Source organism: Bacteroidota bacterium, assembly GCA_026391695.1.
Lineage (GTDB): Bacteria > Bacteroidota > Bacteroidia > Bacteroidales > JAGONC01 > JAPLDP01.
Genome location: JAPLDP010000032.1, coordinates 34,579 through 61,206, shown reverse-complemented (window position 1 = coordinate 61,206; position 26,628 = coordinate 34,579). Strand labels below are relative to the sequence as shown.

Annotated in this window: 15 protein-coding genes; 13 read left to right on the top strand and 2 right to left on the bottom strand. The window is 38.8% G+C overall.

The genetic code is table 11. The annotated features are described in order from the left end of the window. Window positions 1-121: 121 nt before the first annotated feature. From NT175_03790 to NT175_03755, 8 genes are all read left to right on the top strand, one after another. A complete protein-coding gene (locus NT175_03790) occupies window positions 122-1,207 on the top strand; it encodes a VCBS repeat-containing protein (protein MCX6233831.1) in 1,086 nt (361 codons plus the stop codon). Between the two features lie 21 nt (window positions 1,208-1,228). Continuing rightward, complete coding sequence (locus NT175_03785; GenBank protein ID MCX6233830.1) at window positions 1,229-1,768, top strand: hypothetical protein; 540 nt, start codon at window positions 1,229-1,231, stop codon at window positions 1,766-1,768. 79 nt (window positions 1,769-1,847) lie between these two features. Continuing rightward, complete coding sequence (locus NT175_03780) at window positions 1,848-3,284, top strand: T9SS type A sorting domain-containing protein (protein MCX6233829.1); 1,437 nt, start codon at window positions 1,848-1,850, stop codon at window positions 3,282-3,284. A gap of 110 nt (window positions 3,285-3,394) precedes the next feature. After that, the gene (locus NT175_03775; protein MCX6233828.1) at window positions 3,395-6,271 is read left to right on the top strand and encodes a right-handed parallel beta-helix repeat-containing protein; all 2,877 of its coding nucleotides are present in this window, start codon (window positions 3,395-3,397) and stop codon (window positions 6,269-6,271) included. 696 nt (window positions 6,272-6,967) lie between these two features. Then, window positions 6,968-9,193, top strand: coding sequence for a T9SS type A sorting domain-containing protein (locus tag NT175_03770; protein ID MCX6233827.1), 2,226 nt, complete (start codon window positions 6,968-6,970; stop codon window positions 9,191-9,193). Window positions 9,194-9,526: 333 nt separating this feature from the next. Continuing rightward, window positions 9,527-10,810 (top strand): hypothetical protein, encoded by a 1,284-nt coding sequence (locus NT175_03765; GenBank protein ID MCX6233826.1) that lies wholly within the window; start codon window positions 9,527-9,529, stop codon window positions 10,808-10,810. A 54-nt stretch (window positions 10,811-10,864) separates the two neighbouring features. Further along, entirely contained in the window at window positions 10,865-14,104 is a 3,240-nt protein-coding gene (locus NT175_03760; GenBank protein ID MCX6233825.1) for a right-handed parallel beta-helix repeat-containing protein, read from the top strand. A gap of 306 nt (window positions 14,105-14,410) precedes the next feature. Beyond that, window positions 14,411-17,896 (top strand): T9SS type A sorting domain-containing protein, encoded by a 3,486-nt coding sequence (locus NT175_03755; GenBank protein MCX6233824.1) that lies wholly within the window; start codon window positions 14,411-14,413, stop codon window positions 17,894-17,896. Between the two features lie 48 nt (window positions 17,897-17,944). Here the strand turns inward: NT175_03755 and NT175_03750 are convergent, their stop codons facing one another. Continuing rightward, window positions 17,945-20,356, bottom strand: a complete 2,412-nt coding sequence (locus NT175_03750; protein MCX6233823.1) for a sodium-translocating pyrophosphatase — start codon at window positions 20,354-20,356, stop codon at window positions 17,945-17,947. A 219-nt stretch (window positions 20,357-20,575) separates the two neighbouring features. Between NT175_03750 and NT175_03745 the strand changes: the two genes are divergently transcribed. The 5 genes from NT175_03745 to NT175_03725 all read left to right on the top strand — a co-directional run bounded on the left by NT175_03745 (window position 20,576) and on the right by NT175_03725 (window position 25,286). Beyond that, the gene (locus NT175_03745; GenBank protein ID MCX6233822.1) at window positions 20,576-21,160 is read left to right on the top strand and encodes a DUF151 domain-containing protein; all 585 of its coding nucleotides are present in this window, start codon (window positions 20,576-20,578) and stop codon (window positions 21,158-21,160) included. Between the two features lie 301 nt (window positions 21,161-21,461). Further along, entirely contained in the window at window positions 21,462-23,042 is a 1,581-nt protein-coding gene (locus tag NT175_03740; protein ID MCX6233821.1) for a Na+ dependent nucleoside transporter, read from the top strand. 39 nt (window positions 23,043-23,081) lie between these two features. Then, entirely contained in the window at window positions 23,082-23,876 is a 795-nt protein-coding gene (locus tag NT175_03735; protein MCX6233820.1) for a thymidylate synthase, read from the top strand. Between the two features lie 12 nt (window positions 23,877-23,888). Then, a complete protein-coding gene (locus tag NT175_03730) occupies window positions 23,889-24,377 on the top strand; it encodes a dihydrofolate reductase (GenBank protein MCX6233819.1) in 489 nt (162 codons plus the stop codon). Between the two features lie 48 nt (window positions 24,378-24,425). After that, entirely contained in the window at window positions 24,426-25,286 is an 861-nt protein-coding gene (locus NT175_03725) for a hypothetical protein (GenBank protein MCX6233818.1), read from the top strand. 37 nt (window positions 25,287-25,323) lie between these two features. Here NT175_03725 and NT175_03720 read toward each other — a convergent pair whose 3' ends face one another. Further along, window positions 25,324-26,547: an asparagine synthetase B gene (locus NT175_03720; GenBank protein ID MCX6233817.1), complete on the bottom strand. Its 1,224-nt coding sequence runs from the start codon at window positions 26,545-26,547 to the stop codon at window positions 25,324-25,326. Window positions 26,548-26,628: the final 81 nt, after the last annotated feature.

Genomic DNA, 26,628 nt, shown 5'->3' with positions numbered 1-26,628 from the left:
TTGATGGGATTCTTCCACAAGGGAAAACATTTGAGCCTGTCGCTCGGTGGTGTTACTCATGCGCTTGAAATTTATCAATCCGCAAAAGTAAACCACAACCTCAGGCTAAACAATATGCATCATGCCGAAGGCTTACGATTACCTTGCATTAGGAAATATTGACAATAACGAATTAACCGATATACTATTTTGTTCCAATAGCGGTCAATTTTGGGGCATTTTTTATAATTATGGATATAAGAATTTTTCCGCTCCTGAATATCATTATATTATAGGATATTACCCATTAGGCCTGGCTTGCGGCAATTTGAACAGTGATGGCAGGGACGATGTAGTTATTGGTGGGCAGGCAACCGTGATATATTACTCATCGCCATCCGGCTTTCAAGAACAAATACTTAACCCCATGGGGCAAAAAGACATGTTTTCAATTAACGATTTTGATGGAGATGGGGATAACGACCTGATTACGGCGGCCGGTGTTCCAATCGTTGATGTTACAAGCATAGTGATTTATCAAAACCAGGGTGATACCAATTTGGTTGAATTGCCTGAAGTTTATTTCCAGCCTGGTTCAAGTCATTTTTTTGTAACCGATTTTAATAACGACAGCTTACCTGATATAGCTTTTCTATCAGATTACCCCGATACGGTTGGAACAGGGATAACTGATACTACGGGTGGTATTTATATACTGTACAATCAGGGTGGTTTTCAACTTTCCGAACCTCAGTTTGTACCATTGAATAATTATGGAGAAGGATGGCGCAATTTTCATTGTGCCGATTTGGATGGAAACGGATTTAATGATATAGCCATAGTCAGAACAATTTATATTCCGTTGGCCGGAAATCTTGAAATTTTATTTAACGATGGCAATGGTCACTTTGTAAATACCCCCCTTGGAATTGATAATCCAAAACATGCTGCCAATTTTGGAACCATGCGATGTTACCCCAATCCTTTTTATGAAACCACAACTTTTGAGTTCGAAATAAAACAAACAGCACAGGTAGAGCTGTCCGTATATGACATTCAGGGCAAAATCATCCATTGTTTGATCCATGAAAAACTGAAAGGAGGTCAATATTCTACACAATGGCGCGGGCTTGATAAGACTGATAAACTATGCAAGTCCGGCGCTATTTTCGCCTGTCTGAAGATAAACGGAAAAATCGACCAAGTAATTAAAATAATCAAGTCTTAACTTAAAATGGAGGATTTTGCAATGATAAAATTACGTTTTCTTTCATTACTGGCGACAATCTGTTTGAGTTCTCTTTTTTGCAGAGCTCAGTTTGCCAGACAGCAAGCCAACGATCTGGTTCTGAACCAGATTTTTTCTGATCAACTTAATATGGTTGATGTTTATACATCTCCTGATATTCAAACAAGCCAAAATAACATTATACTGTATGATAGCAGTACCATCAATATTCCAACTGCTGAATGCTGGGTATATTTCATTGACGATTTACCATTTGCTAACTGGAATCATCCATGCAAGTATATTTTTGTGAATACAGCCGATGGTAGCTACACAATTATTAACAGCAACAAGTATCCAATTGATTGGCAGAACATTTACAATAGTATTTCCTTGGCACCACGTACAGAACCTGTTGAAATGCAACCAAATCAGAATGCTGTGATTAACGGTCTTCCACCAAACCCACACATTAAAATTATATCTTTACTGGTAAACATTTCGCTGACGATTTACAATTTCTTGATTATGAAACAAAGTACGTTGATACGATCAATTTAAGGTAGATAAACCGACTTGATTAGTTATATAGACGCTGGTTGCAATAGGAGTAAAAACACAACCATAAAAAAGTAAAACAATGAAATTAAATTTTTTTATTCTTTGTCTTTGTATCGCCCCTTTCTGTGCAGCTCAAAACTGGACAAAACCGCTGAATATTTCTAATATGGAGGGTTTGAATAATCAACCGGATATTACGGTTGATCAAAATGGTACTTTTCATTGTGTTTGGGCGCATAAGATTGTACAGAACTTTTGGAAAATATATTATTCACAGTCAAGCGATGAAGGACTAACATGGTCTGTACCTGATGATATTTCATTGAATACGGAGAAATGGGTATCAGACCCACATATCGTTTGTGATTCGGAAAATAATTTGTATCTCACTTATGACTATGATGTAGGAAATTATCTTGAATCCTTGGTTTATTATAAAAAATTTGACGGAATAAGCTGGAGTGATCCAATTGTTGTGTCGGAAGGAATGCCCGAATCACATGCCAATAAATTAGTGATTGATAACAATGACAGGGTTTATTGTTTCTGGTACAGAAGTATCAATAACGGTACAACTTTCTACAGGTATCTGCAAAACGGATTTTGGAGCGATTACTATATACCCTATAACAACAATGATTATTTCGCTTTTATAAATTGTGCTGTAGATTCCTGTAATAACCTTCATTGGATTGGCGCCCATCATTACGAAGGGCAAACAGCTTATGATATAAAACCTGTATATCTTTATTACGATTATGAAAATGATTTGTGGAGTGATATTGTTGAATTTGGAGAACATTATTCATGGTATGGTTTCGATATTGATTTAGATACAAACTATTTACCTCATCTTGTATGGCAGGAATTTACAAATGATAGTATTCCGCCCAATGACGGTACTTTTTATGCATATAATAACGGCACATCTTGGACTACTCCTGAACTAATTGTTGAAGACCCTAGAAACCAACAAATTATTATTGATACCTATAATAACCCAAATATTTTTGATACTGAAAAATCTGATGATGGTCAGAAAATAATATTTTACTATTTTCTAGATAACTTTTGGAACGGTTATATAATAGATGAAACACCAAACGCATTTTTTAACCTAAAAGCAATTAAATATAACAACAAAATATTTTTATTCTATTCAAAAAGTCTTATGGCAGACGAAGGGCAGATATTTTATTCAAAAATGGATATGATAACAAATAATATTGAAATTACTACTTCATTTAATAAATTTAAGCTTTTCCCCAATCCATTTACAATTAAATTAACTATTGTTTTTGAAATGAAATCTAATAAAGATTTTCAATTGAAAATTTACACAATCCAAGGCAAACTAATAAATACATTAATAAACGAAAATAAATCATCAGACGAGCATGAAATAACATGGGACGGTAAAGACCAAAACGGAAAGGAGGTTACACCAGGCCTTTACCTCATACGCTTGCAGTCAGGCAGGAACATTCTTACACGCTCGGTAATATTAGTTCAATAATTTTTTAACCAGGCTATTAAACCGGCACAAAGAGATCGGGCTGCCAAAAGCATCACAAGGCAACAGGCAGCCGATCCCCGCCACCGGTAACAGCCGCAAAATTAATAAAAATGAAAACAATTCGTATTTTAATTGTGGTAATGGCTTTTGTAAGCCTTTCGGCATCAACTTTTGCACAGGAGAAATATGCCGTACTTATTACCGGTGATTATGCCGCACAAGGCATACCCCTTGAAGATCAGTGGAATCATGGACAAGGTAGAAGCGCTTATGGCTACGAAGAATTTTGGTACGACACTTACCTGATGTGGGAAATGCTTGTTTATGAGAAAGGATATTCCGATGAAAATGTATTTGTGCTTTTTGCAGGTGGACAGGATTTTACCAAACCTAATATGTGGAGTAGATATACTGCGGCAGCACACGGACTGTATCACATTACTGACTTTTCTGCTACAAACTCGAATGTGAATGACGTATTTAACGGATTGGCCAATGGATCAGGCGGTTTTCCGCAAGTAACAGAAGATGATTTTTTGTTTGTATGGACATTTGACCATGGTGGACCCGGACCCGGACAAACAGGACCTGTTTATCTATGTTTGCTTAATAATACTCATATGTGGGATTATGAGTTTGCTGCACTGACCGATCAAATACCTGCTTACAAAAAGGTATTTTGGATGCAGCAATGCCGCTCGGGTGGGTTTTATGATGACCTTGAAGCAATGAATACCGTTTTTAATTCAGCCTGCCAACCTCTTGAATATGCCTACCCTGCTGATAATGTTGATATTAACGATAATCCTGTTGATGAATGGGAACAAGTCAATGGTGAATATTACCGGCATGGTGAGTTTGATTTCCACAATTATTCAGCATCTGTTGGGGAATCGCCTGCATTTGTAAATAATTATAACGGGCAACCATATTCTGAAGCAGATGAAAACAATGATTATTACATATCTGTTCTGGAAAGTTACAATTGGGAAGAAACACATGAATCTATTGATGTTGGTGGAATTTATCCTGGTGAAGACCCATTATATTCTGACCTTGGTAATATCGGAGGAAATACATCCTTGGTATATCCTACGCTGTTGCACACTGATGTAACTACGAATATCAATTATCGCGGATTGATTGGTATTTCAAAAGACATCCATGTAACCACCGGAAAACAGCTTACTTTTAATAACAATGCTGATATTTATTTACTGAATAATGCAAAACTAATAGTTGATCCTGGAGCAAATCTTATCATTGAGGATGATGTCATGTTTCTAGGCAATAATAACAGCAGTATTCAAATCAACGGCAACATTCAAATCGGACAAGGAGTCACATTTGACATTGGCAATTTGATATTAAACAACCAAAACGCGACGGTTACTTTCAACAATGTATCATTCAATAATGGACAACTTATTAATTATTGTGAGGCTCTTGATATTGAAAACTCCACTATCAGCTATACCTATATCGGATCGCACAGGGGCTTTGTCAACCTGGAAAACTCAACTTTCGACCACGTATGGACTTATTTCACAAATACAGTAAATCCTAAACCGTTTTATAGTCTGTCGATCACAGATTGCATCTTTAAAAATGAGGCTCATCCGGGGATAAACATTGACGAATATGGCTGGTATTACATCAACAACAATCAAATATACAACTGCAACGGTGGTGGTATCTCACTTTTCAATAGTGGTCATGGCCCTTCCGGTAATCAGAATATATTATTTAACGATATTTATAATAATGCTTCCAGCGGGATCTCCATATACAACTCCACAGCATCCGTGTCGGGCAATTATATTCATGATAATCAATTCGGCGTAAAATTCTTTAACAACAGCCGTGTCGCCTTTTATGGAAATCCAAACGCTTCGTCATATGATGAAATGAACCTTGTCATGGATAACAGTTCTTACGAAGTGTATTCATCAGGGTATAGCTTCCCCTGGTATTTCAGGTATAATGCCATCATTGATGAAGACAATCTGGGAAATCCAACTGATCCGATGGTTTATTACCAGTGGGCATCGGGCGATCCAATTCCAAAGGACATCAGATACAACTGCTGGGGCAATAATTTCGATTATCACGAAGATCTTTACCCCGATGTTTATTTAGTAAATCCCATATGGTGCCCGGGTGGTGATAACCAGCATGTTCCAGATGCTGCCGAAGATATGCACACAAGCGCCGTCGGTCAGTTTGAAGCAGGTAATTACACTGACGCAAAAAATCTTTTTGAAATGCTCATTCAGCAATATCCTGAATCAGAATATGCCCAGAGTGCAATGAAAGAGCTTTTCAGACTTGAACAATTAGTCAGTAACGATTACAACGGTTTAAAACAATATTACAGAACAAACGATACGATACTTGCAGATACGGCATTGACTAAACTGGGCGATTTCCTTGCAAACAAATGTGATGTAAAACTTGAAAACTGGCAAACAGCCATAGACTGGTATGAAAACATCATTCAAAATCCGGAAACCATGGAAGACAGCATTTTTGCAATTATCGACCTGGGATATACCTATTTTTTAATGGAAAATAGTGGGTCAAGGTACTCATATACAGGAACCATGCCTGAGCATAAACCAAAATCGATGTCTGAATTCAGAATAAAACGCGATGAATTGCTTGCACTGTTGCCAGGTAGCAATCAATTTGAAACACCTAAACAGAATTTAGAAAATCTCAAACCTGGTGAATTGATGCAAAACGTTCCCAATCCGTTTTCAACATCGACTTCTATATATTACAGAATATCTGAACCTGGTAATGTGGTTATAAGAGTATACGACTGTCTTGGAAAAGAGCAAAACTCGATTCGGCAACTAGATATGAACGAAGGCATACACAAGATTGAACTTAATGTAACAGAATTACCTGTAGGTATTTATTACTACTCATTGGAAATAAATGGGAAAATGACAAGCACAAAGAAAATGGTTATTATGAAATAGCCGGATTGAAGATCTAAAATTAAAGCATATTGATTTGAACTATATTGAGAATTGGCTTTACGGGGGAAATACCAGATTATAACATTCTGATTTGATGGTTTTATACCAGATGCTGGTAAAGATATTTTTTATTGATCTGTCTTACAGGGTACCAGACGGCACCCAGGCCAATGATGAAAACGGTCATAAAAGCACACAGTAAATCGATTCATTGCATCTTGAAAGGATAGACGTCAATAATCATTTTGCGACTCATAGCATGTAGCAGTCCCATTTTTTATTTTGTTCATAATTTTTTTGAATAAAAGCATTTAAAATGTTGCATTTCAATGGTATATGTACTATATTCGTGGTACCCAAATCTTATCTGAGATAAGTTGTCTTACCTAATCGTATTGTACGAATTACAATACTTAATGTGTGGAGTGATGATATGGATTATTATCTGGTAATGGATCCCTTATTGGAGAGGGAAATTACTTTATAGAATTAGATAAATAATCGTGGATTGATGATTTTACAGAAAAACTCGCATAGATACTTTATAGAACATAACCAATATAATTGATGCAAAATTTGATCTTGCTAATAACCGGAATATTTATCAGCCTATTTGCTCAATCACAAACAATTTTGCTAAGCGACACAAACTGGTTCAGAAAGGGTCCATTTTGTGCTCATATACAATCCTTGGCAATGGCACCATCAAATCCAGATGTCATTTATCTGGGAACATATTCTGTCGGTCTTTACAAAACAAACAACGGGGGCGAAACATGGACATACTGCTCAACAGAAAACCTTCCTGCGTATAAAGATACACTTAGTTACTCTCCGACTTTGCCTTGCTGGTGGTATGGCGATTATTATCCAATTGATGCTATTGCCATTCACCCACAAGATGCAAATCATTTATGGATAAGTACGTTGGAGAGAGGTTTATTTGAAAGCACAAACGGTGGCAATAGCTGGCAAAAAGCAAATGAAACATTGCCTGATACATTGGCTGTAAATTTTATTAACATAAACCCCCAAAATCCTGATGATATTTTCCTGGGAACTGGTATGTATTTTACACCCGGTTCTCTTCAAAACGGTGGATTATACAGAACTTTAGATGGTGGAAATACATGGAACCTTATCGAAAGTTTACCTCATGGAAACACATATAATATTACTGACATTAAAAGAGATCCGACTGATAATGAACATTTAATTATTGGAATAGGCAGTGCAGGTGAAGCTGGTTTTTCATGGGGAATAATGGAAAGTTTTGATGATGGCAATAGCTGGCAAGAAGTAATGTATGATTTTCCTGTTTACGACATAAGCATTAATCCCGGAAACACTCAAAATATTTGGGGGGTAGTTTATACAGGATATTTAGACTGGTGGTTGGAGTTTTCTGATGACGGCGGACAAAACTGGAGCCTTTACGAAGGATTTGAAGACCCTTACAAATGGGTAACAAGTATGTATGCCGATGCAGATTTTAATTTATATATTGAAAGACACACCGAAAAACCTGATTATACATTCAGTATTTTGAAAAGTACGGATAATGGGGCTTCATGGTTTGAAGTTGATAAGCTTTCCGATAAACTTTCTGAAATTACGCGCACAATCAATTTGAGAAATACCTGTCAGGCAGAAACTTCAAATACCAACAATATTTATTTTGGCACTTATTACGGTGTTTTTCACTCTGAAAATGGTGGTATTACAACGCAATCACAAAATACAAATCTGATGAATTCATACATTTTGGATTTGGAAGTTCATCCAAACAATAGTGATATTGTATATGCTGCAGGTGCTCAGGGATTATGGAAAAGTTTTGGTTCTTGCCGTAGCTGGGAAAGAGTAGTCATTGATCCGGTTTTTTTTACTAAATTCAATCCTCTACAGCCAGATACTATATATTATGGTGGTCGCGATCCTATGCGAAGTTATGATGGTGGCATTACTTTTCAAAGCATCAGGCATAATATAGTTGGGACACCATTTGATATTGCAATACATCCTGTGTCCACTAATATAGTTTATCTTACATCGTGTGTTGACGCGTTCGTGCATCCTCTCTATAAATCAACAGATTATGGTGATAGCTGGACACTTGTTTTTGTCAGCCACAACGATGAAAGTTATACAGACATTTTGATCGATCCTTTACATCCAGATACTGTTTATTTTGGAAGACACAGAAGCCTTAACGGCGGACTAACATGGGAAGAAGATGCACTCGAATTAAGAATTGACGGAATACATCCGCAGAATTCAAATACTTTATTTGGTTCAAGCATGCAAGGAGATGATATACAAATATCTTATGATTGGGGAAGTAACTTTCAATTAATGGACGAATACTTATCCGGTCAATTTCCATATCAAAATATCAGAAATTTTACAATTGCAAAAGACAATCCTGAATATTTATTTTACTGCACTGGAAATGACGGTATTCATTACAGCAATAACTCAGGAAACAACTGGCAGAAATTTGAGGGTTTATATGAAAATCGCACCACGGAAATAATCCCTATCATTAATGAAAACAAATTCTATATAGCTACACATGGCGATGGTGTATGGGTGTATGATACAACTTATACTAATGCTATTGACGACAACCTCCTGGAGGTGAAAGATGATAATTGTTTATTTGTTTCACCCAACCCCTTTACTAATCATACAAGCATCATTTTCAATATGAAATGTTCCGGTTCTGCAAATATCTCAATTTATAATTTGCAGGGGAAATTAATAAATACATTAATAAATGAATATAAAATGAAAGGTAAGTATAGAATAATATGGAATGGTAAAGGCTTAAACGAAAAGGAGGTTATGCCTGGTCTTTATCTCATACGCATGCAGTCAGGTAGGAGCATTCATTCTCATAAAGTAATTTTATTAAAATAGGATTCATTATAAACCAGGTTGATTTCCGGTAAAAAGGGAGTTGATCACCATGAGCAAAAATAAACAAAACTGGCGATCACTCCCAGACACCGGAAACAGCCACAAATTTAAAAATTATGTGGTACAAAAAACTTTAATTCACAAAACACAGTGGCATTCGATCAATAGTTATGCATTCATTATAGAAGATTTATCAAACCTAATTGAAAAGACACTTAACAGGGTTTTGGTGTATGAAAAATCAATAGATTATTGAATGATAATAAAGATCTAAACGAGTTCTTTAACCTCAAATGATAATTTTATCATATTAACATATAAAAACACAAGAAGATGAAAAAATCAATAATAATCTATTTGATGCTGTTTATATTTTTTTTTGTAAAAACTACATTTTCACAAGACTATTGGGAAATTGTTGATACTCCTGATACGGCAGGAATATGTTGTATCCACATTAACAATAACGGGCATATTTATATAGGTGGTTTTGGCCACGGAAATAATATGGGAGGTATTCACCGTTCAATAGATGGAAGTGAAACGTGGGAGTTTTTCAATATAAAAACAAATGTTCCTGTCTATACAATAAAAGAAAATTCACTTGGTCAAATGTTCGCTGGTCTTAGTTTCGGCATATATAAATCATTAGATGGGGGAGAAACATGGTATGAAACACAAATGCCCTTTAGCGTTACAGCTAATATTGTTAGTGTGGAACTGCTTAATGATAGCATTCTCTTTGCGGGAGGACATGCAACTCCTTATATCTTTCGATCGGTAGATTATGGCGAGAGCTGGGATACGGTTTATTGTTTTCCCGGAGGCTCTGGTGAAGAATATGCAAATTGTTTTGCATTTTCGCCTGAAGGTGTAGTATATGCAGGTACCGATAATGATTTTGTTGATAATGAACGGGGTGTTTACAGGTCATATGACTGTGGAGAAACATGGGAATTCGTTGACATGGAAGGTGAAGGATTATTGTCGTTATCATTTGACAACAATGGGGTGTTATGGGCAGGGACAATATATAACGGACTATTTAAGTACGATGAACAAACACAGGAATGGGAATCAGTTGTATACGGCCGTTCAGTTAACGATATTCTGGTTAACAAAAAAAATGATATTTTTTTAGCATGCCTTTCTTATCCTTCTAATACAGGCGGTGTAATGGTTTCTTATGACAACGGGCAAAGTTTTGAGTATATCAATTCGGGTCTGGGCTGGCAAGCTGAAAAATTAGCCATTGATATAAGCGGTTTTATATATACTTGTTTTAGTGTACTCAATCATCCTGATACGTTATATAAGAGCGTTGAATCAACAACTGGTATTAATAAGGATATTCTTAATATTAACACTATCGCTGCACAATGCTTTCCCAATCCTTTCAAGGATAAAACATGTATCGACCTTTCAGTTTTTTACCCTAACTATGGTTGTATTAGAGTAAGTATTTATAACTCAGCAGGTATTTTGGTAAAATATGAAAAGTGCATACGTTCAGATTATTATTTATTCAATGGTCATGGGAAAGAAACAGGGGTATATTATTATAATATAATATCTGGAGATAAATATTATACAGGGAAAATGCTGTTGATAGAATAGTGAAATTAAAAATTAAGACAGAACATTTTAGTGATTAACCAAATTCTTTAAACAATGAAGACATTCACTTACGTAAAAACAGTTATCGGCTTAATTATGTTGTTGCTTATTAAGCAAGCAGGTTTATGCCAGGAAATGAATTTTCAGGGATTTATTGTTGACGATGAAGCGCAGCAGTTATTGAACTCCTTACCCGAATTGCAATTGTCGGAAATTTCACAGGGAATTAATCTACCTATTGAGGTTTTAAATAATGAACAACCTTACTTCCCTACTATTATTATGAATCAGCAAGGATCAGGTATGTGTGCTTCGGCTTCCGGAGTATATTACGCATTTGCATATGAAATGAACCGGGCAAGAAATGTTCCATGGAATAATACCTATAATAGTTATGATCCTAATTTTACATGGAACTTTGATAATGGAGGAAGCTTTACGGGCGGTTCCTGGTTTCCGATTAAACATCTCAAAAACATTGGCGCTGTGAATGAAGAAGTGTGGGGTGGCCTTAATATGCTGGATTATTCACGATGGATGAGCGGATACGATAAATATTATTTGACCCATTTTAACAAGCTTGACGAATCATACCAGTTCAAGGTTGATAATCCAGATGGACTTGATCTGCTAAAGCATTGGCTTTATGATCATAACGCAGGCTCTAATGTTGGGGGAGTGGCCTTAATGGCATGTCACTTTGGCGGACAAGAAGGTAGCTTGCCTCCAGAAAGTGCTCATTCTTCTGATAAGGTAAAATTAAGTTTTGACTATTGGAACCACGGGGTTACAATTGTGGGCTATTGCGATGATGTAAAATACGATTTCAATGGTGACGGTCAGTTTATTAATGGGCAAACTATGTCAGAATGGGAAATTGGGGCACTTAAAATAGTGGATAGCAATGGGCCAAGTTCCGGAACAAATGGTTTCTGGTGGGTTCCTTATCGATTACTTGTAGGTAACGGAATGATGAACCAGAACAAGGTTATTGTTTACGAAGTATTACCCAATTATAGTCCTGAAATAGTGATTAAAATGAAAATTGTTCATACTAAACGTGATAACCTGAACATCTGGCACGGCTGGGGTACCGATGCCAATGATAATTCCATGAACGATTATATTATTTCTCCAATAATATATGCAGGAGGGCCAAATCCTATGCAAGGTATTGGAAAAGATCCATGGATAGAGTTTTCACTTGATTTTGGCCCTGAGTTTATGCAGGAAGATTTTGGTAAAATATTTGTTTGGGTACAAAACCTATCCAATCCGCCTGGCATACTTGAGTCTTGGTCGATAATAGATTACCGTTGGGGCGAGGAGTTTGAATTATATTATCCCGAAACAAACATAGTGCTGGGATATAATACGATGAATACCTTCGGACTACCTTATGATTTAATTCCTTCTACCATAGAAGAAGATTTAAGTTTCAATTCGGATATGGTTTCACGTTTCACATCAACTGTATCAAACAATTCAACCTTAACTATTGAAGACGGTGTAAATATTGATATGTACAATAGCCAAATTGTTATCGAAATAGGTTCTACTTTAATTATCGGGGATAATGTTACAATTACTGGAAAAACAGGGCAAAATGAAATTGTTATTAACGGCAATGTTCAAATAGGCCAGAATGTTACATTTGACATTGGCAATTTGATATTAAATAACCAAAACGCGACGGTTACTTTCGACAATGTATCATTCAATAATGGACAACTTATTAATTATTGTGAGGCTCTTGATATTGAAAACTCCACTATCAGCTATACCTATATCGGATCGCACAGGGGTTTTGTCAACCTGGAAAACTCCACTTTCGACCATGTATGGACATATTTCACAAATACAGTAAATCCCGTACCGTTCTATAGTCTGTCGATCACAGACTGCATCTTTCAAAATGAGGCTCATCCGGGGATAAACATTGACGAATATGACTGGTTTTACATTAACAACAATCAAATATACAACTGCAACGGTGGTGGTATCTCACTTTTCAATAGCGGTCGTGGCCCTTCCGGTAATCAGAATATATTATTCAATGATATTTATAATAATGCTTCCAGCGGGATCTCCATATACAACTCCACAGCATCCGTGTCGGGCAACTATATTCATGATAATCAATTCGGCGTAAAATTCTTTAACAACAGCCGTGTCGCCTTCTACGGTAATCCAAATGCGTCATCATATGATGAAATGAACCTTGTCATGGATAACAGTTCTTACGAAGTGTATTCATCAGGGTATAGCTTCCCCTGGTATTTCAGATATAATGCCATCATTGATGAAGACAATCTGGGAAATCCAGGCGATCCGATGGTGTATTACCAGTGGGCATCGGGCGACCCAATTCCAAAGGACATCAGATACAACTGCTGGGGCAATAATTTCGATTATCACGAAGATCTTTACCCCGATGTTTATTTAGTAAACCCCATATGGTGCCCGGGTGGCGATAACCAGCATGTTCCAGATGCTGCCGAAGATATGCACACAAGCGCTGTCAGTCAGTTTGAAGCAGGTAATTATACTGATGCAAAAAATCTTTTTGAAATGCTCATTCAGCAATATCCTGAATCAGACTATGCCCAAAGTGCAATGAAAGAGCTTTTCAGGCTTGAAAAATTAACCGGTGACGACTATAACAGTTTAAAACAATATTACAGAACGAACGATACAATACTTGCAGATACGGCATTGACTAAACTGGGCGATTTCCTTGCAAACAAATGCGATGTAAAACTTGAAAACTGGGAGACTGCGATAGACTGGTATGAAAACATCATTCAAAATCCGGAGACCCTTGAAGATAGCATTTTTGCAATTATCGACCTGGGATATACCTATTTTTTGATAGAAAACAGTGGGTCAAGGTACTCATTTACAGGAACCATGCCTGAGCATAAACCGAAATCGATGTCTGAATTCGGAATAAAACGTGATGAATTGCTTGCACTGTTGCCATGTAGCAATCAATTTGAAATACCTAAACAGAATTTAGAAAATCTCAAACCTGGTGAATTGATGCAAAACGTTCCCAATCCTTTTTCGACATCGACCTCTATATATTACAGAATATCTGAACCTGGTAATGTGGTTATAAGAGTATACGACTGTCTTGGAAAAGAGCAAAACTCGATTCAGCAAATAGATATGAACGAAGGCATACACAAGATTGAACTTAATGTTTCAGGATTACCTGTGGGTATTTATTATTACTCATTGGAAATAAATGGAAAAATATCAGGTACAAAGAAAATGGTTGTTATGCACTGATTGAATTGCACATTATTATTAAAAAATCTTAAATGAAAAAGGGATGACATCTCAAACGAGATGTCATCCCTTTAATTTTGAATATATTTATTTCAAATGGTTCTGTTTAAGAATATTGTAGAATAATATTTCGTAATACAATTAAAATCAATGCTATAAATCATTTACTTTACTTATCCCTTTGCGCTGTATGCCCTTGGGGTTACAGAACCTACATTATCTTAAAACAGAACCTTTCAAATCAATAGGATTTTTTACTATTTTATCACAAGATTCTTCGTACTCTCATATTTTAAATTTATCAGGATGATCAGACTCATATTATCAGGGTTAATTTTAATTCTTTCATTCAGTTTATCTGCCCAGAATAACTTGATTGTTGAGAATGAAAATGACAATGGACCCGGATCGCTTAGATACCTGATCGATCAGGCCAATGATGGTGATACCATTACTTTTATAGATGTGGTAGATACCGTGCGGTTGACATCAGGGGAATTATTAATAAACAAATCATTAAGCATTATTGGTGGTACAGAAAAGGTCTGTATCATAAGAGATGTAAATCTCACCTTTCTGTATTTCAGAATCATGCATATTGTTTCATCCGGAGGGGACAAGACAGTGTATCTATGTAATTTACAAATTCTTTATGGACATACGCCGGATGCACAAGATATTGACCCCGGTGGGGGGCTTTATATTGAAACTGATCACGTAGTATTAAAGAAATGCCTTATTGGATATAATCATGCTGGTGATTATGTATTTAACGGGGGTCCTTGGAATGAACCCTGTGGCAGAAGCGGTCACGGCGGTGGAATTTACAATAAGGGAAATGTCTCATTATTCGACTGTGAATTATTTGAAAATTACGCAGGTGAGGGAAGATTTGGATATGATGAAAATGGAGAGGGTTGGAGTGCTTGTGCCGGAGGTTATGGAGGTGGAATATTTAATGAAGGCTATGCTTCATTATGGAATTGCCTGATAAGAAATAATTATGCTGGTAAAGGGGGAAATTCAAGTGGCGGGTATCACTCTTACTGCTTTGGTGCTAAAGGTGGAGTAGGAGGTGGAATCTTTAATAAAGGAGAACTGTATGTCGATTATTCGGTTTTTCAGGAAAATCATGCAGGTAATGGTGGTGATGCAAGTGGTGACCATTTCTCATATGGAGCTGATGGAGGCGGCGGAGGCTCATTGTATAATGTAGGAAATTGCGTATTAATTCTCTCAAATATTTTCAATAATCAGTCAGGTGAAGGAGGAACATGGATTGGATCTCCTCTTTATGGACGCGAAAGTGGAGATGGCGGTGATGGCGGAGCAATATACAATTCAGGCAGGTTATCGGCTATTAATTGTTTGATCCATAACAATATGACAGAAGTCGGAGGACCTTATGACGGAAATCCGGGAGACGGTGGTGGATTTTATTGTGTCGACAGCATCACTGAATTAGTGAATTGTACCATCGCCCATAACACCTGCGGTACTGTTAATAATAACTCTGCACTTAATGAAAAGAGCAACGGAAGTGGTGGTGGCCTTGTAGTAGCTAATGCTGTTGTCAATTTAACCAATACGATTATAGCCGGCAATTTAAGTGACAGTGTGCCGGATGGGGATGACCTCTATGGTTCAGTAAATGCTAATTATTCGTTAGTACAAAATTTAACTTATGGTAACCTTAACGGGATTCTCAATATCACAGGAGTAGATCCTGACTATATCAATGATTCCAGTGATTTCCATCTTGATATCCAAAGTATTGCCATTAATGCAGGTACGTGGGATACAACAGGTCTCAATATTCCTGCTTATGACCTTGATTCCTTGCCACGAATTGTTAATCATTGGATCGATATAGGAGCTTATGAGTGCCAGGATACAATTAATAATGGTGGATTATCTTTTTATCCTGAATACGTTGTATTTGACGGCTTCGGTCCTTCTGAACTTTTTATCGACAGCCTTTATCTTTTTAATACAAGTACGGATACACTAACTATTTTTTCAATAAGTACTGATCATCCTTTTTTTATTAAAAGAAAAGGTCAGGTGAATTGGGAAAATACGATAGAGCCTTTCAAACTTGATCCTTTTGATTATGACACCATTTATATCAGATTTCTTCCATCCGACACCGGCTATTTTGAAGGGACTTTGATAATTCAGAGCGATAATCCATACTCTGCTTATCAGTCTGCTTCCCTTTTGGGTAATTATTACAGCTGTTTCCAATTGTCAGGCACTATCACTCATGATACAACCTTTAAAAGTTTATGTGTCTTCATCACAGGAGATGTTACTGTTCCGGAAGGTGTAACTCTTGTTGTTGAGCCCGGATGCCATATTAAATTTGATGGGCCTTATCGAATGACTGTACAAGGGAAGATCAGAGCTTCCGGTACATCCGAACACAAAATCTATTTTACCGGTAAAATGCCTTGGGAGGATGAAAACTTACTGAAATATTGGGCTGGCATGTATTTAGTCGGTGCTGAAGCGATCTCTAATGACTCATCTTCATTTGAACATTGTATATTTGAATACGCATCACCAAATGGAGCACTTCATATTGAGCAGGTATATACTCACATTTCCAATTGTATTTTCCGCTTTAATACCAATTCGGGAGGACAAGGCGGTGCTATTTATGCTGATGATAATTCATTAACTCTCTCGAACAGTGTAATTCATGATAACAAGGCTTCCGCTCTCCAATATTCGTCGGCTTATGGAGGTGGTATTAATGTAACAGGCGCCCAAATATCTAATATTTTGTTTTATAATAACAGGAGTATTGGCTATTACGGCTATGGTGGTGGTGCTTATGCAGAGTACTCAACTATTACAAATTGCACCTTCGTCGATAACTATGCCTCTTACAATGATTCTGGATTATGGGGGTATAGCAATATTATCATTAACTCAATTTTTTCTAATAATTCTGTTGGTGGCGAAAACAGTAATATTTCTTATTCATGCACTTCGAATACTGGGATAGGCAACATTAATGTTTGGCCACAGTTTATTGATTATGAGAACGATGACTTCAGGTTATCTCCTTCATCACTATGCATTGATGCAGGGGATCCGGATACTGCAAATTTTTCTGTTCCGGAGACAGATCTCGACATGCTCCCACGCATAATGAATGGCCGCATCGATATCGGCGTGTATGAGTACCAAGTTGTTACACCACAAAACATTCAAACTTTACCTTCAGGATTTGATTTTGGACAATGCGGCGTTTCACTGACTAAAACCGATACATTACAAATTTTCAATACAGGAACAGAATTACTGTATATTGATTCCATTACTGTTCCGGAGGGGTATAAAATCAAACAGGAAAATGGAGATTTTAATAACATTATTTCAAACATCGGAATCGATGGCAATAGTTCAAATCATTTAATAATATGCTTCTCACCGGAAGAGAGTTCTGAGTACAGCGGATTTATTAATATTTACAGCAATGATCCTGAGGAATCCATACTGTCTTTACCTGTCATAGGTGTTGGTGAGCTTGGAATAGTAGATATTACTATTCTCCCCGTCATTGTTAGCCCAAATCCGACAAATGGCCTTATTAAAGTCACATTTGAATATCCTTTTATCCAACTTGAATTATATGATATAAGGGGGAAGCTTATTAAAAATTTACAAATTGAAGGTGAAAAAACGATCCTGCTCAATACTTCGGATATATTAAAAGGGCTTTATATCTTAAGATTAAGAGATAAAGATTACTTTATCAATAAGAAGCTGATTATCTATTGAAAAAAGGGATGACATCTCATCCGAGATGTCATCCCTTTTTTTGCTTCGTTACTCCTTCTTTATCCGCATCGCAAAGAACGACCTGTAAACAAAGACTAAGCCGACGATGAAAAACGCAAGGCCTATCCACTTTGAAGCTGTTTTGAAACCTCCGAGTATCATTTGAATGGAGATCTCGGCAGCCAGCAATCCGAATAAGGTTGAGAACTTAATGACCGGATTCATGGCAACGGAAGAAGTATCCTTGTAAGGATCTCCGACTGTGTCGCCGATGACTGTGGCTTCATGTAATGGTGTATTTTTCATTTTTAGGTCAACTTCAACGATCTTCTTTGCATTATCCCATGCACCTCCGGCATTTGCCATATATAAAGCCTGGAATAAACCGAAGGTGGCGATGGAAATCAGGTACGCAACAAAGAAGTTTGGATCGATGAATGCAAAGGCCAGTGTCAGGGAAAAGATAACGACAAAGATGTTCCACATGCCGGCCTGTGCATATTTTGTACATATTTTGACCACATTTTTGGAGTCATTGATGTCGGCTTCTTTCTTATCCAGGTTGATGTTCTTCTTGATAAATTCAACAGCCCTGTAAGCACCTGTCGTCACAGCCTGCATAGAAGCTCCTGTAAACCAGTAAATGACAGCACCTCCTGTTACAAAACCGAGGATAACCTGGGCGGAGGTCAACTCAATATGAAGCAATCCATTTTTTGCTAGAAGCAGAATGATTGAGAAAACCATAGTTGTTGCACCGATTACAGCTGTGCCGATGAGGACAGGTTTTGCCGTTGCTTTAAACGTGTTTCCGGCCGAGTCATTCACTTCAAGATGGTATTTGGCACTTTCGAAATTGGGTTCAAAACCGAAATCTTTTTTAATTTCTTCTTTAATGCCGGGCTTGTTTTCAATTTGTGAGAGTTCATATACTGACTGGGCATTATCAGTCACCGGTCCATAACTGTCGACGGCGATGGTAACCGGTCCCATGCCGAGGAAGCCGAAGGCCACCAGCCCAAAAGCAAAGATGGTCGGATAGGTCATGAACTGATCGAGTCCCAGCGTACTTGTTACAAAAGCAATAACCATAAGTGCAACGATGACCATGCCTTCCCAGAATGCACTGAAATTCCCGGCAACCATGCCTGACAGAATGGTGAGTGAGGCGCCGCCCTCACGCGATGCGGTGACGATTTCCTTCACATGGCGTGATTTTGTGCTTGTAAATGCCTTGGTGAACTCCGGTATAAGAGCCGCAGCCAGTGTGCCGCAACTGATAATAATCGCCAGCTTCCACCACAGATCAGTGACCATTGTGTTGCCAATAGTAATTTTACCTAACAGGAGATAGCTGACAATAAATGTAACGATGATTGAAAGGATGGATGTTATCCAGACCAGGTTGGACAGGGGTGTTTCAAAATTGAATTTGTCCGCTTTGCCAAACCTTGCTTTTGCCCATACCAGGTTGATATAATATGCTGCCAGTGATGTGACGATCATTAAAATACGCATAGCGAAAATCCAGACGATAAGATTACTCTGGAATAAAAATGCAGCTTCTTTGTTGGGGAAGATACCCAGTGTTCCGAAATTGATGGCCAGTACGATGAATGATATCAGGGCAACGCCTGTTACACCGTAAGTTTCAAAGCCGTCAGCCGTAGGTCCTACACTATCGCCGGCATTGTCACCGGTGCAATCGGCTATAACTCCGGGGTTCCGTGGGTCGTCTTCTGGCAGTTTAAAGACGATTTTCATCAGGTCAGCGCCTATGTCAGCAATTTTTGTGAAGATCCCACCGGCAACTCTCAGTGCGCTTGCACCAAGTGACTCTCCAATGGCAAATCCGACAAAACAGGCACCTGCACTGGTATAGGGAACAAACAGCAGGATGATCAGCATCATGATGAGCTCAACACAAACGAGCAATAATCCAACGCTCATGCCTGATTGCATCGGTATGGACATGACATTGAAAGGTTTGTTTTTTAAAGCGGCAAACGCTGTGCGGCTGTTAGCCAGTGTGTTTATCCGGATGCCGAACCATGCCACACTATATGATCCCAGGATGCCGATCAGTGTCCAGAATAAGATCAGTAATGTTTTGGGCAGGGTGAGATGCGACAGCACAAGAAAATAATAAAGGATGATTACGGCAATGATCCCGAATAAAATAGCAAGGAATTTTCCTTGCTGGAACAGGTAAGTTTTACAGGTTTCGTAAATGATGTTGGAAACATCCGACATGGACTTGTGTACGCGTATCTTCCGGATAGTGAGATACTGCCACAAACCGAAAAGCATCCCCACAATGATGACAATGAAACCGAAGATCAGCAATGACCATCCCTGGAAAAAATTCTCCTTCAGATTAGGCAATGGTAGATCAGCCTCACTGGCAATCATCAGCACAGGTAAAAATAAAATCGTAATGAGCGTTAATAGTTTTTTCATGCGTATTGGAATTTTTGGATTTGACATTAAGGTGCGCAAATGTCAAAAAAGTATTTAAAAAATCCAATAGTATTTTATTAATGAGACTCAAATTTTACAAACAAAGTGCCGTAAAATTTGTAAGTCGAATTAATCCCGGGAAATTTCCTTTGTATTTCCTGACCTTTAAAAAAAAATCCTACTTTTACCTTTCAAATCTTTTCTGTTGATTTAATCATGATGAATAAGATCAGGCTGAAGATAGTGGGTTTATCCACAAGCCAATCACAGAGCGGAGCTTATGCATTGATACTGGGAGAGGTGGATGGTCGCAGGCGCCTGCCCATTATCATTGGAGGTTTTGAGGCTCAGGCAATAGCCATTGAACTGGAAAAAATGAAACCTACACGGCCTCTGACACATGACCTTTTTAAAACCTTCGCAAAGCAATTCGGTATCAGTATTAAAGAAGTAATCATTAATAAGTTCTATGAAGGGGTGTTTTATGCCAAGTTAATATGTGAGCTGGAAGGCAAGGAAGCAGAAATTGACTCGCGCACATCTGATGCGGTAGCCATAGCATTAAGATTTCATTGCCCGATTTTTACTGTTGAGAGCGTGATGGCTTCAGCTGCAATAATCATGGATGATGAGAATGCGAAAGCCAAACAAGAGAAAGCTGAAGATGTAATAGGTGAGATGGAGTATACCTCAATGACGATTAATGAACTGAAGGAACTGCTTGAACAAGCCATATCCAATGAAGAATATGAAAGAGCTTCGCAGATCAGAGATGAGATAAAAAGAAGAAAAATCCGGGAATAAACGCATAAATTACTAGATTCATCACTTTTAATCCCTGATGATAGTTATGAAGAGAATTGTTGAATGTCTTTTTTTCTTATATGTTTTGACCATAGCCAGTGATGTAAAAGCTGCAGAAAGGAAAAATCAGGGATTAGAAAAGTTGGTTATCAATGAATGGAAAATCACTCTCATTAAAAGCCTGGAAAGTAATGTGTCACTGAATGCCAGCAGCAACGATTTTTTGAAGCTGTCAAAAGTCAATAAATTATTCAGCCTTTCCGTTGAAAGTCAGCACCTGTATAAAACAGGCTCATGGCATATGCAGGAGAATGTAGTGTTTCTGAATTGCGTACCCGGGGATACCTTGACTCTTGTCGATTCGACCATTTTTCGCGTCTTTAGCGGCAGACCCGAGTTGATATACTATACTGACGGACAGCAGGTCAGCCGGATACTTGATGATGGCCTTGCCATTGATTCCCTGGTTTACAGGTACACCATCGACAAATGCACCCCCGACAGTTTGGTGATTACCGGAAATGGATATGTATATACCCTGACGGGTACAAAAAATACTGTAGCACAGCTTACAGGGACTGGTTTCAGCATGAAATCCATGGCCAGAGGAACCCTGGGAATGCTTGTCCTGCTGATGATAGCTTATGTCTTCAGCGCCAACCGCAAAGCTATTTCATGGCGGATCGTCATCCTTGGCATTCTCACTCAGGTCATCATCGCTATTGCTGTTCTGAAACTCCCATTTATGCAAAATGTGTTTGAGTTTCTTGGAATGGTATTTATTAAAATACTCGATTTTTCGAAAATAGGCGGGAAATTCCTGTTTCAATCCTTTTCGTCAGGTCAGGTCGAAATCGGTCTTCTGAATTTTGCATTCCAGATACTCCCAACTATTATTTTCTTTTCGGCTATAACCAGTTTATTGTTTTATTTTGGCATTATCCAGAAAGTGGTTTGGGTTATGGCCTGGCTTTTAACACGGATGCTGAAAATCTCCGGAGCGGAAAGCCTGTCGGCAACCATGAATATTTTTCTCGGTCAAACGGAGGCACCTTTGCTGATCAAAGAATATCTGCCGGGGATGACACGATCGGAAATACTGTGTGTAATGGTTGGCGGAATGGCAACTATTGCAGGTGGAGTGATGGCCATTTACATCGGATTGCTTGGCGGTAGCGACCCCTCGCAGCAACTGCTGTTTGCCAAACACCTGATTACCGCATCAGTCATGGCTGCACCTGGCGCTATTGTGGCAGCTAAGATGCTTTTCCCACAAACTGAACCGGTAGTGGGGGAGGTTAAAATATCAAAGGAAAAAATCGGTGATAATTTTCTTGATGCAATTGCCAATGGCACAGGACAAGGACTCAGACTGGCCGTCAATGTCGCTGCCATGCTGCTGGTCTTTATCGCCTTTATTGCCATGCTGAATTTTATCTTACAGAAGGTAGGTGATTGGACAACTTTGAATGATCAAATCACCCTGTTGACCAAAGGGCAATACCATCATCTCAGCATGCAGTTTTTGCTTGGGTATGCTCTTTCACCCCTGGCATGGACGATGGGTGTGTGTAAAGAAGACATGACCCTCGTTGCCCAGCTGCTGGGAGAAAAAACTATACTTAACGAAATGATTGCTTACATAAGCCTGAAGGATTATATATCCGCTGATGCATTCGTCCAGCAAAAGTCTTATGTAATGGCAACGTATATGCTTTGCGGCTTTGCCAATTTCAGTTCTATTGGCATACAGCTTGGAGGTATTGGTGCTCTTGCTCCAAATCAACGTACCACACTCTCTAAACTGGCATTCAGGGCACTGCTCGGCGGTACTCTGGCATCTTTATTTTCTGCCACCATTGTTGGCATTATCCTGGGATAAAACCTAAACTGTTGATCATTATTGATTAAAACACTATTTATGAAGCAGTATCTGGATTTATTGCAGCATGTAATGGATCACGGTGTGAAAAAAGTCGACAGGACAGGAACCGGCACCATTAGCGTGTTCGGATACCAGATGCGTTTTAACCTTGAAGAGGGTTTTCCCGTACTTACTACCAAGAAACTGCATCTACGGTCGATTATCCATGAGCTTTTATGGTTTATTAGTGGCCAGACAAACATAAGGTATTTAAAGGATAACAAGGTGACCATTTGGGATGAATGGGCAGATGGAAATGGAGAGCTGGGACCTGTATATGGTTATCAGTGGCGGTCGTGGCCGGCATATGATGGAAAACATATTGACCAGCTTGCCCGTGTCATTGAATCGATAAGGACCAATCCCGATTCACGCCGGCATATTGTCAGCGCCTGGAATGTTGCCAACCTCGATAAGATGGCCCTGCCACCCTGCCATCTCCTCTTTCAGTTTTATGTTAGCAATGGCCGGCTGTCATGCCAGCTTTACCAGCGCAGTTGCGATATTTTCCTGGGTGTGCCGTTTAATATTGCCTCCTATTCACTTTTGACCATGATGATGGCTCAGGTCACGGGTCTAAAAGCCTATGAGTTCATCCATACTCTCGGTGATGCACATATCTATCTTAACCATATTGACCAGGTTAATCTCCAGTTTACACGCACACCTTATCCTTTGCCCCAAATGAAAATTAATCCGATGGTCAAAACCATAAATGACTTTAAATTTGAAGACTTTGAGCTTGTCAATTATATTTCACATCCGCATATAAAAGGAGAGATATCGGTTTGATTTTATATTATTATGAAGAATATATCGATCATAGTGGCCATCGCCGAGAATAATGCCATCGGGAAAGACAATCAACTGTTATGGCATATATCTGACGACCTGAAAAGATTCAAAAAATTGACCTCCGGCCATACGGTTATTATGGGGAAAAGGACTTATGAATCTCTGCCTCTGCGCCCATTGCCCAACAGGAGAAATATGGTTATCACGGATATTCCCGGTGAGATAATTGAGGGTTGTGTCATGGCATATTCTATCGAAGACGCCATTGAGAAGTGCGATGGCGACAAAGAGAATTTTGTCATCGGAGGAGGATCGGTTTACAGGCAGTTCTTTGAATATGCCAATAAACTTTACCTGACAAAGGTGCATCAGGCATTTGACGGGGATACATTTTTTCCTGTAATAGACTTCAGTAACTGGAAATTAATGGAAGAGCAACACGTAGATTCTGGTGCTGACAATCCGTTTACTTATACCTATTTGGTTTATGTTAAATGACATAACATTGAGAAAAAATAATTTAGCTGGTTTTTAATATTGTAAGTTATGAAAAGATTTCTGTTTTTAGCGGGTACCATCTGGCTTTTAATTCTTTCGCCGGCATGCAATGATAAGGATAATAACATCAAATATTATAATTTCCAGAGGGTTACTGAAGATTTTATGTTTGCTTTTTTAATCCAAAGTGAAGCCAATTTTATGGTTGATGCTGTTTTAAAGACTTTAGAAGATTCTCTTGCCGCTAATCCGTCAGGTACATACCAATGGGGTTCGGCGCAGGTAACAGTCACGCCTGCCGACGTCAGCACATATCCCAAAAGTTTTACGCTTGATTATGGCACACGGACACTGGATTCTTTGTCGGGAAAGATCACAGGTCAAATGACCGATAAGTATTTCGAATCGGGCTGTGTGGTAAGCTACACTTTTTTAGATTATATCGTTGATTCAAATTCTGTCCAGGGTTTCGATACCATTAGAATAGAGGGACCAGGACCATCATTAAATAGTTTTAAATATTCCATTGCTATGAATGATGTATTAATTATCCGTACCAGGCCTGATGACCATAAAGATACCACCAGCTTTGAAGCAATTGAACATGCCCAGCTTGTTGGGCTGGCCAATCAGGTCGTCATTCCGGAAGCATATATGTCAGGACTCTCCAGCGACAGCATGAGGTTTTCTGTCAGCGTCCATGCCGATTATTCGCTGATAAAAGATGCTGATTGTCACTTCCTGAGTGACGGCATATTTGATTACTACATCAAAGATTTCTATAACAGCAGCATCGGGGAGGGCGCGATAGATTTTGGATACCCTGTTCCGGGTGCCTGCGATAAGTATGCCGGCATTTCAATCAACGGGGATGGATACACAGTGGATATGCAATTCGTCATGGACTAATCACTTCTAAGGATTCTGTCTAATCAGCAATCTGTTTTTATGTTTTTTGCTTCTGCTTTCTGGCTGCCGGAAAAAGGATGTTATTGAGTATTAGCCTGTATCCCGGAGAGTTAGGAAATAAATTCAGGTCTGTCGCCGGATCGCCGACATTATGCCTGTAATCTTCCGGGTCATGGCCGCCGAGAAAAGTCCATGTGCCGTTTCCAAATTCACCATGAATATAGCGTGCTTCACGTGCCGATTTGAGCTCACCCATGATAAGGACGTTGGGTTTGATAAACCGTTCATCAAACGCAGTGGTCTGTCCCATAAATCCATTGATGATCATCTGGTGATTCTGACAGAGCATGGTTGGAACAGGGTCCCATTTGGCTGAAAATTCAAACAGGGTGAAAAAATCTTCATTCTGTGGTATGCGTCTGCGGTCGGTGACATCTATTGAGGATATCTCATACTCGTAAGGATTTGTGCTTAAGGTAAAGTCGGTAAATGCAAAGCAATTCGAGTAGTTCAATTTCGATTGTGCATCCGCGTCGGGCGGATCACCGTCGAACATCACATCGCAGATATCCACACCGTCTGCCGACAGAGCAACATCAAAACTGTCGGGTGCGGAACACATCGCGAAAAGATAGCCTCCTCCGGCAACATAATCTCTGATTTTCCGGGATACTGCCAGCTTACATTCCGACACCTTGGTGAAACCGAGCTTTTGCGCGAGTTCTTCCGAGATACGCACATCTTCCTGGTACCAGGCAATATCTTTGAAGGCTCTCCAGAATTTACCATACTGACCCGTAAAATCTTCATGATGCAGGTGCAACCAATCATACATTGGAAGAGCGCCATCCAGCACCTCTTCGTCATAGACGACGTCATACGGTATCTCGGCGTAGGTGAGCGCCAGGGTGACCGCATCATCCCAGGGCAATTTATTTGGCGGAGAGTAAACCGCTATGCGGGGCGCCTTATACAATTTTACTATATCCATATTCACTTCAGGATCAGCAATATCCTGAAGAATAGCCGTATACTGCGCATCGGCAAGAATTGTATAAGTGACCCCTCTGACTGTACATTCATTCTCTATTAATTCATGATACTGGCTGACAAAACTACCACCCCGGTAGTTTAATAACCAGTCCACTTCCAGTTCCATCTGAAGGATCCAATAAGCAATACCATAAGCTTTAAGATGGTTCTTCTGTGTTTCATCCATGGGAATGAGCACATAGGCCGCTCTGGCATTCAGAAAGAGCATGGATAGCAGGGCTGAAATAAAAACTATCTTTCCTATTGTGAACCTGTTTTTCATCATCGATAATAAACTTGTGCAAAGGTA

What these genes read in the sequence shown, in the direction of transcription:
- NT175_03790 (MCX6233831.1), top strand. Translation starts at nt 122, where the DNA reads ATGCCGAAGGCTTACGATTACCTTGCATTAGGAAATATTGACAATAAC.
- NT175_03785 (MCX6233830.1), top strand. Translation starts at nt 1,229, where the DNA reads ATGATAAAATTACGTTTTCTTTCATTACTGGCGACAATCTGTTTGAGT.
- NT175_03780 (MCX6233829.1), top strand. Translation starts at nt 1,848, where the DNA reads ATGAAATTAAATTTTTTTATTCTTTGTCTTTGTATCGCCCCTTTCTGT.
- NT175_03775 (MCX6233828.1), top strand. Translation starts at nt 3,395, where the DNA reads ATGAAAACAATTCGTATTTTAATTGTGGTAATGGCTTTTGTAAGCCTT.
- NT175_03770 (MCX6233827.1), top strand. Translation starts at nt 6,968, where the DNA reads ATGGCACCATCAAATCCAGATGTCATTTATCTGGGAACATATTCTGTC.
- NT175_03765 (MCX6233826.1), top strand. Translation starts at nt 9,527, where the DNA reads ATGAAAAAATCAATAATAATCTATTTGATGCTGTTTATATTTTTTTTT.
- NT175_03760 (MCX6233825.1), top strand. Translation starts at nt 10,865, where the DNA reads ATGAAGACATTCACTTACGTAAAAACAGTTATCGGCTTAATTATGTTG.
- NT175_03755 (MCX6233824.1), top strand. Translation starts at nt 14,411, where the DNA reads ATGATCAGACTCATATTATCAGGGTTAATTTTAATTCTTTCATTCAGT.
- NT175_03750 (MCX6233823.1), bottom strand. Translation starts at nt 20,356, where the DNA reads ATGAAAAAACTATTAACGCTCATTACGATTTTATTTTTACCTGTGCTG.
- NT175_03745 (MCX6233822.1), top strand. Translation starts at nt 20,576, where the DNA reads ATGAATAAGATCAGGCTGAAGATAGTGGGTTTATCCACAAGCCAATCA.
- NT175_03740 (MCX6233821.1), top strand. Translation starts at nt 21,462, where the DNA reads ATGCAGGAGAATGTAGTGTTTCTGAATTGCGTACCCGGGGATACCTTG.
- NT175_03735 (MCX6233820.1), top strand. Translation starts at nt 23,082, where the DNA reads ATGAAGCAGTATCTGGATTTATTGCAGCATGTAATGGATCACGGTGTG.
- NT175_03730 (MCX6233819.1), top strand. Translation starts at nt 23,889, where the DNA reads ATGAAGAATATATCGATCATAGTGGCCATCGCCGAGAATAATGCCATC.
- NT175_03725 (MCX6233818.1), top strand. Translation starts at nt 24,426, where the DNA reads ATGAAAAGATTTCTGTTTTTAGCGGGTACCATCTGGCTTTTAATTCTT.
- NT175_03720 (MCX6233817.1), bottom strand. Translation starts at nt 26,547, where the DNA reads ATGCTCTTTCTGAATGCCAGAGCGGCCTATGTGCTCATTCCCATGGAT.